Origin of the sequence: Streptomyces tanashiensis, assembly GCF_014648895.1 — a bacterium.
In the GTDB taxonomy this organism is placed as follows: Bacteria; Actinomycetota; Actinomycetes; order Streptomycetales; family Streptomycetaceae; genus Streptomyces; species Streptomyces tanashiensis.
The window spans coordinates 132,945-146,357 of the sequence record NZ_BMRZ01000002.1; the positions used below are offsets into that span (position 1 = coordinate 132,945).

5 protein-coding genes are annotated in these 13,413 nt (G+C 69.9%); 4 read left to right on the forward strand and 1 reads right to left on the reverse strand.

Features of this window, described 5'->3' with window-relative positions; translation table 11 throughout:
- Nucleotides 1–6 precede the first annotated feature (6 nt).
- Nucleotides 7–903 (forward strand): helix-turn-helix domain-containing protein, encoded by an 897-nt coding sequence (locus IE237_RS06140; protein WP_189800782.1) that lies wholly within the window; start codon nucleotides 7–9, stop codon nucleotides 901–903.
- A gap of 143 nt (nucleotides 904–1,046) precedes the next feature.
- Nucleotides 1,047–2,456 carry an alpha/beta hydrolase gene (locus IE237_RS06145; protein ID WP_229842535.1) on the forward strand — a complete coding sequence of 470 codons (1,410 nt, stop codon included), beginning with the start codon at nucleotides 1,047–1,049 and terminating at the stop codon, nucleotides 2,454–2,456.
- 173 nt (nucleotides 2,457–2,629) lie between these two features.
- Here IE237_RS06145 and IE237_RS06150 read toward each other — a convergent pair whose 3' ends face one another.
- Nucleotides 2,630–5,947, reverse strand: a complete 3,318-nt coding sequence (locus IE237_RS06150; protein WP_229842335.1) for a DNRLRE domain-containing protein — start codon at nucleotides 5,945–5,947, stop codon at nucleotides 2,630–2,632.
- Nucleotides 5,948–6,685: 738 nt separating this feature from the next.
- On the opposite strand from IE237_RS06150, the gene IE237_RS41490 reads away from it, so the two are divergent.
- Nucleotides 6,686–7,675 (forward strand): hypothetical protein, encoded by a 990-nt coding sequence (locus IE237_RS41490; protein ID WP_308433041.1) that lies wholly within the window; start codon nucleotides 6,686–6,688, stop codon nucleotides 7,673–7,675.
- 12 nt (nucleotides 7,676–7,687) lie between these two features.
- Nucleotides 7,688–13,408: an RHS repeat domain-containing protein gene (locus IE237_RS06155; protein ID WP_308433042.1), complete on the forward strand. Its 5,721-nt coding sequence runs from the start codon at nucleotides 7,688–7,690 to the stop codon at nucleotides 13,406–13,408.
- The last annotated feature ends 5 nt before the right edge of the window (nucleotides 13,409–13,413 follow it).

Below are 13,413 nucleotides of genomic sequence, written 5' to 3' on the forward strand. Positions count from 1 at the left end.
GATGCAGTGGACGGAGACGAGCGGACCATCGCGGAGCTCTTACGGTCCGAGGTGGTGCGGGAGCGGCGGGGGGCGTTACGGCAGCGGGTCCATTCCGCGGGGATCCGCCTCCAGGACATTCTGTGCTGCGAGGACCGCCGTGGGTTCGTCGGGCCCGGATACGCCGACGAGTACAGCGTGGTGCTGGTCAGGGCCGGTTCGTTCGTGCAGCGGATCGAGGGAGAGGAGCTCTTCCTCGATCCCACCGGTGGCTACCTGCTGCGGCCGGGTGACGAGCTGCGGGTCGCCCATCCGTCGGGTCCGGGCGACCGGTCCAGCGAGCTCCGGTTGTCCGAGAAGGCGTTCGCCGATCGGTTCGACGGCTTGGCCGGGGTCTCCCGTGGTTTCCACGTCGACGGGGTCACCGATCTGCGGCACCGGGCGCTGCTGTCCGCCGCCCGACGGGGCGCCGAACCGTTCGAGCTGGCGGAGCACCTGCATCGTCTGCTCGACGCGGTGGCCGCTTCCGTGGACTCGCGGCGCGCCGAGGACCGTGGCCCCGCGCGGCAGGCGACCGCGCGTGTACACGCCGGACTCGTGCGCGACGTCTGTGCCGTTCTGGCCACCGGGCCCGTGGCGCTCGGGCTCACCTTGGAGGAACTGGCCCAGGTCGTAGGGGTGTCGCCGCACCACCTGAGCCGGGTGTTCCATGCCGTGACCGGGAGGACCCTGACGCGGTACCGCAACGAACTGCGGCTGAGGGGGGTCCTGCACGCCATCGAGGGCGGGGCGGGCGCGGGCGGCCTGCGGGCGTTGGCGTACGAGTACGGGTTCGCCGACCAGGCCCATCTGACCCGGATGTGCCGCAGCCATACGGGGCACGTGCCCAGCGCCGTACGGAGGTTGCTCGCCGATCGCGCATGAATGTTCAACGCGGGGCGGGCTTCGCGACCCAGGATGACGGCAGCCGGGCCTCCGGCCGTGCCATGGCGGCCGACGCTCATGGCACCACGTCTGCCGACGGGGAAACGACGATGACCTTGTTCAGTCGATCTTGTACGGCCTTGGTGGCTGCGCTGGCCGCCGCCGCGTGTGTGGGGTCCACGGCCCCGCCCGCGGCCTCGGCCGCACGGCCTGCCTCCGCCACCGCCACGGCCACCGCCTCCGCCACGGCTGCCGGAGCGGCCGGCCTCGCGGGCCTCGGCGGCCTCACCGGGCATCGGCCGTGCCCCGGGCAGTCCGACGTCGTCTGCGCCGACTTGACCGTGCCGTTGGACCGGAGCGGGTCCGTGCCGGGCACCCTCGCACTCCAGGTCGCCGTGTCCGGCCGGGCGGACGCGCCGCGCGGGACGCTGCTCTTCCTCACCGGCGGGCCGGGGCAGCCTGGAGTGCCGTTCGTTCCGAGGATCCGCTCACGACTGCCCGGGGCGCTCGCCGAGTACCGACTCGTGATGATCGACCAGCGCGGCACGGGTACGTCCGCCCTCGATTGCCCGGCGCTCCAGAAGGAGGTCGGGAGCAGCGACACCGTCGCCCCGACGGCGGGGTCCGTCACGGCCTGCGCCGAAAGCCTCGGAGAGCGACGGAACTTCTACACCACCTCCGACACCGTGGCCGACCTGGAGGATCTCCGCCGGGCACTCGGCATCCCGTCCTGGACCGTGGACGGCGTCTCGTACGGCACCTTCACCGCAGGGCATTACGCCCTCACCCATCCTCGGAGGGTCCGCAAGCTGGTCCTGGACTCGGTCGTGCCGCTCGACGGCTCCTCCTTGTTGTACGAGGATTCGCTCGGCCACTCCGCGGGCGTCCTGCGCGCCGCCTGCGCGGAGCAGCGCTGCGGGTTCGACCCGGCGTCGGACCTCGCGCACGTCGTACGGCGGGACGGCAATGGGGTCGGCGTCTTCAACCTGCTGGTGATCGCCAGCATCATCGACCCGAAGCTGAACGATCCACGGTTCGGCATCCTCGACGCCCTGCACGCCTCCGCGGGCGGTGACCGGACCCGACTCGATGCCCTGGTCGCCGGCTTCTCCGCACCGAGCGACGAGACACCGGCCGAGTTCAGCTCGGGGCTGCACGCCGCGACTCTGTGTGCGGACGGGGCGTGGCCTTGGGGCGACGCGTCGGTACCGGTGGAGGGGCGCCAGCGGGCCCTGGAGCGGGCGGTACGACGGATCAAGCCGGCGGCGACGTGGCCGTTCCCCCGGGAGACGGCGGGTGAGCAGGGGATGCCGCAGACGTGTCTGCCCTGGCCGGTGTCGCGGCCGAACCGTGCGGCGCCCGGCCGCACCCTGACCATGCCGGTCCTGATGCTCGCCGGGGACCGTGACCTGTCGACTCCGGTGCGGTGGGCCCGGGAGCTCGCTGCCGTGACCCCTCGGGCCGAGCTGGTCGTGCTCCCAGGGATCGGGCACTCGACCCAGAGCCGCAGTGACGAGGGCGCGCGGGCCGCGCAGGAATTCCTGCTGCGGTAGCTCCGCCGGAGGCCTGGAGGGGTGGCGGGTCGGCGTCCTGTCGGCGACACAGCACGCCGGCCGGACCGGGGCTGGCTCTCCCGGTTCGGTACGGGGGTGAGCATGGCGTGCCTACGGAAGGGGCCCCGGTCGGAACGTCCGACCGGGGCCCACCACCGCAGGCGTGCCTGGCGTCAGCCGATGGCCAGCTTGTTCTTCCAGCCGATGCCGTTGCTGTTGCCGATGATGGTCACGCCTGCGTGCGCCATCTCGCCGGTGGTGCCTGCGTAGAAGCGCACCGAGCCGTCCACCCGCAGGGTCCAGATGTCCGGGACCTTGTCCCCGTTCGCGTCCGGCGTGCCGAGGAGCAGCCGGATGCTGGTGGAGTTCCAGCCGGAGCGGCCGTAGATCGCGTCGCTGCCCGTCGCCGAGGCGGCCGCGCTGCCGAGCGAGGTGAGATCGACTCCGCCGCCGGCGCCCGGCTTTCCCTGCCGCAGCATCAGCTGCGAGGTTGCGTCGGTCCGGAAGATCAGGTCGGTGACGCCGTCTCCCGTGATGTCCATGACGGAGACGATGTCGCGGTCGGACCAGGCGGAGGACGAGAGCCGGAGGGCCTGGTCGACCGTGGCGCCGTTGTAGCCGACGAGGACCCAGAGCTCCGCGCCGATGTTCACGAAGAAGTCGGCCTTGCCGTCGCCCGTGGCGTCCCCGGCGGACACGATCTGCGTGTAGGTCGAGGGGTCCGGCGCACCCGTGGGCAGCAGGATCTGCTGCCGCTTGTCGATGTTGACCGCGCCGTAGCCGTCACCCGGGTACACCCACAGCTTGCCGTCCTTCACGGCGATCAGGTCCTGGAAGCCGTCTCCGCCGTAGACGTCGCCGTTGTGGGTGAGGAGAGTGTTCTTCCAGTAGCCCGACGGAGGCCTCGAGTACGCCGGCAGGCCGTCGTTGCCGTTGGGGTCCTTCGCGGGGTTGTTCCGGTACGCGCCCGCCATGGAGAACCCGAGGTCACCCGTGCCCTTGGTCAGGTCGGGCTGGTGCTCGGACGGGTAGAGCCGCAGGTTGCCGTTGGCGTCCACGACCATCATGTCCGGCAGCTTGTCCCCGGTGAAGTCGCCGGGGGTGTCGGCCTCGTCCCTCGGGGAGAGGTAGAAGAGGTGCTTCCGCGGCTCCGAGCGGTGTCCCGCGTCGTCGACCGCCCACACGTACAGGACGTTCGGCCCGGCCAGCGGCGGCTTGATGCTGCTGAGGGTGGTGAGCGTGTCCGTGGAGGCTCCGGCCGTGCGTTCGACCTTGAAGTCCCGCGCGCCCTGGTTGAAGCCGTACTCGTAGTAGTCCACGTCCGTCTGGGCGGCCTTGAACTGGAAGGTGCCCGTCTCGCCGAACTTCTTCTTGCTCCAGAGGGAGTCCTCGCCGTCGCTGCCGAAGCCGTTGTCCAGGGCGTCGGCGTCCGGGAAGTCCGTGGAGACGACGGTCGGCGGCGAGGGCCGCGTGCTGTCGAAGACGAACCGGCACGGGGTCTTGGCCGGCGCGTACGACGTCGAGGTCGAACCGGTCTTGTCGACCGTCTTGGCCCGCCAGGAGTAGGTCTTGCCGTCGACCAGCTTGAGTCCGGTGGCACCGGTGGAGAACGGATCCGTGTGGGTCTTGCCCGAGCTGCCGCCGACCGGAGCCTTGCCCTTGGTGCCGAGCATGTTGCCGCTGCCGCCGGTGGGCCACATCTCGAAGTTGACCGACGACAGGTTGCCGTCCTTGTCCTTCGCGTCCGCCCAGAAGGTCAGTGTGGAACTGCCGACGTTGATGTACGGGGCGGTGGTGTCGCAGCTGAAGTCGGGAGCCAGGTCCAGGTTGGTCGGGGCCTCGGGACGCCGGTTGTACTCCAGGAGAACGTGCGGGTCGTTGCCACCGTCGGCCTGGAACTTCTTCCAGGCGAACTGGTCGTTCTCGTTGACCGCCTTGAAACCGATGGTCATCGTCGGCCAGCCGCCGTTGACCGCGCGCTGCGCCGTGGACTTCACGTCGAAGCTGACGTACTTGTCCGGGCACGAGCTGGACTTCCAGCCGTGGGCGAACTTGCCGCCGCCGATCCGGTTGCCCGCGTGCATCGACGGCGCGTTGTTCCAGTTGGTCTTGGAGGAGATCGGTGTCGTGATGTGGACGTCCATGCTGCGGGCGTTGCAGGACCAGGCGTAGGTCTCCAGCGCGTACAGCCGGGCGGCGGTGACGACCGCTCCCTTGAGGTCCGGGTCCCAGTCGATGCTGAAGAAGGACCGGGACGTACCCCAGGTGTCGGACTCGTAGCCGACCCGGGCCTCGTGGGTGCCACCCTTGTTGAAGTTCTTGCCGTTGTAGAAGGTGGCGTTCTTGTGGCGGCTGTAGGCCGTCGTCCAGTCGTTGGTGTGCTTGTTGACCGAGGGGTCGATGAACACCGGGTAGACCGTCGAGGGGGCGGTCAGGAACTCCTGGTCGGCGCTGATGGTCCAGTTGGAGCCGTCGAGGTCGGTGGCGACCACCGTGCCGTGGGAGTCGGGCTGCGGCCCGTTCAGCGCGGGCAGCGACAGCGTGGCCGCGGCGCCGGTCTGCGAGGGTTCGGGCGAGGCCTCCGCAGGGGCGGAGGGATCGGGTCCGATGCCCGAGGTCGCCGAGGGGTCGGCGGCCTCGTCGGTCGCCTCCGGCAGGGTCTCGTTGAACAGGTCCCCGTCGTCGCTGTCGTTGACCGCGTCGGTGGGCTCGGGGGTGGCCGTCCCGGACTCCGTCGGGTCGGACGAGGGGACCCCGGTCTCGCCCTCGTCGGGGGTCTCGGTGGGGAGCACCTCCTCGCCGGGGGTGGCCGTGCCGCCGGCCTGGCCGTCGGTGGTTGCGGGCACGCCCGCGCTGTCCCACATCAGCGGAGTCGGGGACTCGGCGATGTCCGCACCGTTCTCGTCGACCGCGCTGACCACGTTGGTCAGCGGGTCCAGGGTGAAGGTGAGGTCGGGCGAGGAGAGCCCGTACGAGAGCTGGGCCACCTTCGGATTCGCCGCCGCCTCGCGGGTCTTGACCACGAGCAGCTGCGCGAAACCGCCGTCGTCGGCGGTCAGGACAAGGTCGGCGCCGGGCAGGATCTCGGGGTACAGGGCCCGGGATCCGTCGACCACCGGTGTCGGGATGGCCTCGGGCCAGGTCACGACGATCTGGTGTTCGCCCACCGTGAGGGTGGCCAGGGTGTTGCCGGTGCCCGGGGTGACGCCGGACAGCAGGGACACCCGGCGGACGGAGGCGCGCGAGGCGCGTTCCGTACCGGTCTTGCCCGCCGTGGATCCGGGTGCCGGGGCTCCGCCGGAGAACAGCACGGGGCTGTTGACGGCGCGGGGTGTCCAGCCGCCGTCCACCTTCCTCAGACGGGTGTCGATGGGCTTCCACACCCCGTCCACCTTGGCCCGGACGGGGCTGGCGTGGATCTTCCGCACCATCCTCCCGTCGGGCTTGGCCCAGGTGGTCGAGTACGCCGTTCGAAGGGTCGAAACCTCCACCGGTTTACGGGATTTGGCGGCCTGTGCCACTGCCTCCGATTCGCCAACCGGAACGTTTGCGCGCGGACCCTGTGCGTCTGCTGTGAACGTGTCTTCCTCGGTCCTGTTCAGACCGACGTACGTCACTCCAGTGGCCAGCACGGCCGCCGCCGCCCCGGCCGCCAGCGCCCGGCGCCCGGGCGCGCGGCGCCATCTGCTCGTCATGAGCGAACTTCCCTTTCCCCCCACCGGCCGTCCCTTCCAGGGCTGTGGCCAGGCTCTTTTCACGTATCCGAGTGCGCCGACGCCTGATGTCCCCCAGGCGTGACGGTGCCTGCGCATCATGACGGACGCGGCGGAAGGCGTCATCTGAGCGGGTTCGGGGCTCCGGAGACCCTGTCCTCCGCTCCGCTGGCTCCGCGATGGCGTCTCTCGCCAGGTGAGCGCCGATCGAATGGCTTGAATGCGACTTAATTCGACCGAAAACCCTGTGGACTTTCTTCCAGTCTGACCGAAACCAACCGCGTCGCACGGCTGTCAGGGGGTTTGGTGCCGGGTGCTCCACAGGGCTGTTTGGTCCGCCTCCTGCGCTCCTGAACTCTCTTGCCCTGGTTGGCCCCGTGGCGATCGTCACTTGATCTGGTCTTTATGCGTCGCATCCGCACACAATCACCAACGATCACTGTGGGATTCCTGTGCGCACGCACGGGGTCCCGAACGAAAAGTCCGGGGGGACTTGCTTTGCCTGCACAGCCATCCGTGCGCAGACGCCTGCGCGCCACCTTCATTCCGGCGCTCGGCGCCGCCACGCTGGTAGCCCTGCTGCCGGCGCAGGCGCTGGCGCAGCCGCCGGACCCGGATGCCGGAACCGTCTCGGTGCCTCGCGAGACCCTCGCCCTCGAGGGCCTGCCCGACCCGCGCTTCGTCACCGGAGCCGACCGGGACGCCAATCTGAGCCGCCTCGGGGTGCCCACTCCGACCACCCAGACGGCACCCCCGTCCGGGACCACCACCAAGCCCGCCGGCGCCGGCGACGTCGTCACCTTCGGCGCCTCGGCCCAGCAGGCGTCCTTCGCCGTCCCGGCCGCGGACGCGGATCCGGCTCCCCCGCAGCGGGTCGGCGCCCTGCCGGTGAAGATCGGCCAGGCCGAGGGGGCGACGCCGCCCACCGGAACCTGGCGCGTGGACATCGCCGCCCCCACGTCCGCCGTCTCGGACGGTGTCGAGGGCTCCGTGCTCACGGTGAGCGCGCCCAGCACCGGCTCGGTGCCGGTCAAGGTGCAGGTCGAGTACGGGGCGTACCAGAACCTCAACGGCGCCGACTGGTCCTCCCGGCTGCGTCTCGTCCAGTTCCCCGAGTGCTACGCGACCACTCCCGACGTGGAGGAGTGCCAGCAGTACACGGAGCTGGAGACGGTCAACGACGCCCGGACGAAGACGATCACGGCCACCGTGGACACCGCGGCCGACGGCACCACCGTCCCGGCCGTGGCCGCGACCACGCCGCAGGCCACCGGCTCCGGCGTGATGCAGGCGGCCTGGGTCCAGCCCGCCGCCGCCTCCGGTGACAAGGCCGTCATCGGTGCCGTCGACTCCGGCGCCTCCGAGAGCGGATCCTTCAAGGCCACCCCGCTGGCCTCCAGCGGTACCTGGGCCGCGGGCGACGCCTCCGGCGGCTTCAGCTGGGAGTACCCGCTGACCGTGCCCCCGGCGCCGGCCGGCCCCGCACCGAAGATCAGCTTCAAGTAAAACTCCCAGTGGGTGGACGGCAAGACCGCCACGTCCACTCCTCAGTCCTCCTGGCTCGGCGAGGGCTGGGACTACGACCCGGGCCGCATCGAGCGGCGCTACCGTGCCTGCAAGGACGACACCAAGGCCATCGCGGCGGGCGGCGCCAACAACACCTCGAAGAAGGACAAGGAGTCCTCGGACCTCTGCTGGGTGTCCGACAACGCCGTCATCTCGCTCAACGGCCGGACCTCCGAGCTGGTGAAGGTGGGCTCCACCGACACCTACCGCCTGCAGAACGACGACGGCACCCGCGTCGAGCGCCGCACCGGCATCGACAACGGCGACAACGACGGCGAGCACTGGGTCGTCACGACCACGGACGGCACCCAGTACTTCTACGGTCTGGACAAGATCGGCGGCGGCCACGCCGACACCGACTCGGTCCTCACCGTCCCGGTCTTCGGCAACCACCCGGGCGAGCCCTGCCACGCGACCGCCTTCGCCGACTCCCGCTGCGGGGCCGGCAAGCGGCAGGCATGGCAGTGGGGCCTCGACAAGGTCCTCGACGTCCACGGCAACGTCATGATCGTCAACTGGGCCCGCGCCACCAACTACTACGCGGTGAACAAGAAGTTCAAGACGCCCGAGGTGTACCACCGCGGCGCCCTGCCGGACTTCATCGAGTACGGACTGCGCAACGACAACCTCGGCGGCACCCCCGCCGCGAAGGTCAACTTCGGTCTCTACCAGCGCTGCCTGTCCGCGGCACCGGCCTGCGACTCCGCGAACTTCGACAACACCAAGGACCCGGCCTCCTACCGCCCCTGGTGGGACACTCCCGGCAACCTGAACTGCAAGTCGGACTCCAAGCTGTGCCCGGCCTTCCCCTCCTTCTGGGTCCGGATGCGCCTGGGCTACGTCTCGACCTACGCCCACCGGCCCGGCGCCACCGGACTCGTCAAGGTCGACCAGTACCAGCTCAAGCAGTCCTTCCCTCGTGACTGGTACAGCACCTCGCCGGCCATGTGGCTCAGCGGCATCACCCACTACGGCTACACCCCCGGCGCCTCCAGCGGCACCCTGATGTCCAAGGAGGGCGTGACCTTCGAGCCGTACACCGTGGGTCCCGGCGAGCCGCTGTCCGGCTACCTGAAGGACAAGCAGCTGCCCAACCTGGTCCGCAAGGACAGCCAGGACCAGCGCCCCGGCTTCCCCCGCCCCCGCATCGGCACCGTCTACACCGAGCACGGCGGCCAGATCGACGTGACGTACAAGGGCGGGTGCCAGTACCAGCCCTCGGTGGCCCCCGAGAACAACACCAAGACCTGTTTCCCGGTCCGCTGGTCCCCTGACGGCGACGAGAAGAAGCCGGGACTGGCCTGGTTCAACAAGTACCTCGTCCACACGGTCACCGAGAACGACCGCATCACCGGCGTCTCCGACCGCGTCACCACCCGGTACGAGTACTCCGGCCCGGCCTGGGCCAAGAGCGACGACGAGTTCACCCGTCCCGAGCTGCGCACGTACAGCGACTGGCGCGGCTTCCAGAAGGTGAGCACGTACAAGGGCAAGAAGAGCAGCGCCGCACCGCAGACCCAGTCGTACTCCGTCGCCCGCTACTTCCGCGGCACCGGCGGAGCCGTCAAGGACTCCACGGACACCGTGACCCTGCTCGCGGACGACTCCGACGCCTATTCGGGCATGGTCGCCGAGACCATCACCTACGACGGCACCGGCGGCAAGGTCCTCAAGCGGACGCTCAACCAGCCCTGGTCCCGCCAGACCGCCTCCCGCACCCGAGAGGGCACCGACCCGCTGGTCGCCTACCAGACCGGGGTCAAGCGCAGCGAGGCCATCCAGACGGTCGGAAGCAGCTGGCAGGCCGTCCGCACCGACACCACCGTCGACGGCACCTACAACCTGCCCGCACAGGTCGAGGTGTCCGTGGTCAAGCCCAACGGCACGGGTGAGACCCTCAGCTCCCAGACCTGCTCCACCACGCAGTACGTCCACAACACGGACGCCAACCTCATCGGCCTGGCGAGCCGGATCCGCAAGACCGGCGTGCCCTGCAGCCAGCACAACACCGCCACGGGCACCGCCGCGCTCATCACCGCGGAGATGATGTCGTACGACGGTCAGGCCTGGGGCGCCACGCCCGTCAAGGGCCTGATGACCGTGTCCGCGGAGTCCAACTCCGACGGGACCCACCACAGCATCGTCACCTCCAGCACCTACGACCCGCTGGGACGCATCCGCACCGTCAAGCGGCCGGTCACCGGCACCACGGAGACCCGCTACACCCCCGGTGACACCGGCGGGCCGGTGACCTCGGTCACCACCGTCGACGAAAAGGGCCACACGACCGTCAGCGAGCTCGACCCGGGCCGTGGCCTGCCCGTCACGATCACCGACCTCAACGGCCGGACCGTGCGCAACGAGTACGACGCCTTCGGCCGGCTGGTCAAGGGCTGGACGGCGAGCCGCTCCGGCGGCACCCAGAAGCCCGACGTGACGATCTCCTACCAGATGGCGGAGGCCGCCTCCTCCACGACCAAGCCGTCCGCGGTGACGGTCTACAAGCTCAAGGACGACGAGACCTACACCAAGGGGGTGACGATCTACGACGGCCTCATGCGCGTGGTCCAGACCCAGGCGGAGGCCCACGGCTCCGGCCGCATCGTCACCGACACCCGCTACGACGACCACGGTCTGACGGCGGAGTCCACCAAGCCGTACCTGGTCCAGGGCGAGCCGACGACCGTGCAGTTCAAGAGGGTCTCCGACACCCTCGTGCCGATGCTCACCCGCACCCAGTACGACGGTCTCGAACGCCCCGTGCGCGCCAGCCACTACCGCGGCGGCGCCTACATGAACTACAACAAGTGGGTCTACGGGGACACGAACACGGTCGCCTTCCCGGCCGGCGGTGCCGCCCCCGCGGTGAACACCTGGACCGACGCCCTGGGCCGCGTGACCAAGATCCAGCACGCGTCCAGCATCTCCAGCACCCCGATCTGGCGGAGCACCTCCTACGGTTACGACTCCCGCGGCAACCGGGAGAAGGTCACCGACCCGGCGGGCAACGTCTGGTCCTGGACCTTCGACACCAGGCACCGCACCCTCTCCAGCACGGACCCCGACACCGGCACCGTGAGCTACGGCTACGACGACGCCGACCGGAGGACCACCGCCACCACCGCCGACGGCCGGGGCACCGTCCACACCTCGTACGACGTGCTCGGCCGCATCACGGCCGTGCGCACCGGCGGCGCGGAGTCCGCACCGGTCCGGGAGTTCACCTACGACACCCTGCCCGGCGCGCTGGGCAAACTGGCCTCCTCCGTCCGCCACGACGCGAGCGGCGACTACGTCAACCGGGTGACCGGCTACGACACCGAGTACCGGCCCACCGGCCGCGAGACGGTGATCCCGGCCAACTCCATGACCACCGGGGTCTCCGGCACGTACAAGTACGCCTTCGCCTACACCCCCACCGGCAGGCTGCTGAGCACCACGCTCCCGGCCAAGGGCGGACTCGCGGCCGAGAAGGTCGTCACCCGCTACAACTCCGACGGACTTCCGGAGAGCACCTCGGGTGCCACCTGGTACACCTCCGACGTCACCTACTCCCCGTACGGGGAGCCGATGCGCACCACCAGCGGTGCCCAGCCCTACCGGGTCTGGACCACCAACTTCCTCAACGACTACACCGGTCAGCTCCAGCGCACCGTCGTGGACCGCGAGTCCTCGGCGTCCCCGCGGGTGAGCAGCACGCACTACTCATACGACTACGCGGGCAACATCACCTCGCAGGCACGCAAGCTGACCGACAACGGCACGTCCGTGTGGGACACCCAGTGCTACTCGCACGACGTCGCCGGGCAGATGGTCCACGCCTGGACCTCGAACATCACCCCGACGCTGGCCAGCACCGGCTGCAAGAGCGCGGACGGCAGCACCTGGGGTCCCCGCACCGACCAGAAGGCGATCCGCGGTCCGATCGCCCGGGCCGCGGACAGCGTCACCGACACCACCGCCCCGGACAGCACCCTGACCGCCTCCCTGGCGGCCAACGCCCCCGCGGCGGGCACGGTCGCGGGCGGCGCCACGGGCTACTACGACAGCTACACCTTCGACGTCATCGGCAACCGCGCCACCCAGGTCAAGCACGACCCGGCCGACCCCACGAAGGACGTCAAGCTCACCTTCGAGTACGGCAAGACGGACACCGGAAACGGCACGTCGGCCCCGACCGAGACCCAGCCGCACACCCTGACCTCGGTCACCTCCGAGCCGGGGACGGGCAGCTCGTACGCCTACGACGACGCGGGCAACACCACCACCCGCACGCTGCCGGGCGGCACCCAGGACCTCACCTGGACCCCGGAGAACCGCCTCGACACGATCAAGGCGGGCGGGGTCACGACCCGGTACGTCTATGACGCCGACGGCAACCGCCTGCTGGAGAACACCCCCTCGGGCAGCGTGCTCTACCTCGGCGAGATGGAGCTCACCACCTCCGCCGGCACGATCACCAAGGCCAGCCGGGTCTACACGCACGCCGGCGCGCCCACCGTGGTCCGGTCCACCCTCAACGGCGCCACCACGGGGCACAAGCTCGACGTCCTGATCGGCGACCAGGTCGGCACCGCCACCACCGGCATCGCCCTGACCTCCGGCCAGGCGGTCACGCGCCGCTCCTACAAGCCGTACGGCGAGGTGCGTGGCACGAAGCCTTCCTCCTGGCCGAACAAGCGCGGCTACCTGGGCGTCGGCGTCGAGGACCCGTCGGGTCTCACCCATCTGGGTGCCCGCGAGTACGACCCCGCCACCGGCCGGTTCGTCTCCGCGGACGCGCTGATCGACTTCGCGGACCCGCTCCAGGTCAACGGCTACGCGTACAGCCACAACAACCCCGTCACGCGCAGCGACCCGTCGGGCCTGTACGACCCGGACGAGCGCGCCTACTGCACCGGCACCCCCGGTGACTGCAGCGGTGGCCGATACGTCGGCAAGGACCAGGGCACCGACAACGGCACGGGCAACGGCGACTCCCCCGGCGACAAGCGGCCCTCGTACTGGGACGAGCAGCACAAGTACGACAGCGATCGTGCCGAGACCCTGCGCAAGGCACGCCTCAAGCAGATCATGGAGGAGCACAAGTTCAACGTCGGCCGGTTCCTCGACAAGGTCGAGGACATCGACCGCCGGACCTGCCGCCACATGGGGCCGGAGAAGGCGGGTTGCTACGGCGCGTCCCGAGGCACCCAGTGGATGGTCGCGAACTACCTCGAGGACATCCTGGAGCTGATCGACGAGTCCTGGAACAAGACCACGGACGGCTCCAAGCCGGACAAGGAGCAGCGCCGGGGCAAGGACGGACCGCATTTCGCCTTCAACAACGACGAGTTCGAGCTGGCGCTCTACCTCGCCGGAAACGGGCAGGAGGTCAAGTCCCGCAACGACCAGCCGGGCGGTGACGGCAAACACTTCGACGCCTGGGTGGGCGGGTCCGCCGCCGAGTTCAAGGTCCTGAAGTCGAACAAGGCGAGCACGGTCCAGGAGGCCATCAAGGCCGGCCGCGGCAAGGGTGCCGACGTGGTCATCATCGACGGCCGGAACGCCGACATATCCTTTGACACGGCCAAGAAGGGGCTCGACTCGTTCGCCTTCAACAGCTCCTCGCACGACTTCACCCACGTGCGGCTGATCGGCTACGGCTACGACAAGACCTTCCACGTGAGGTGAGGGCG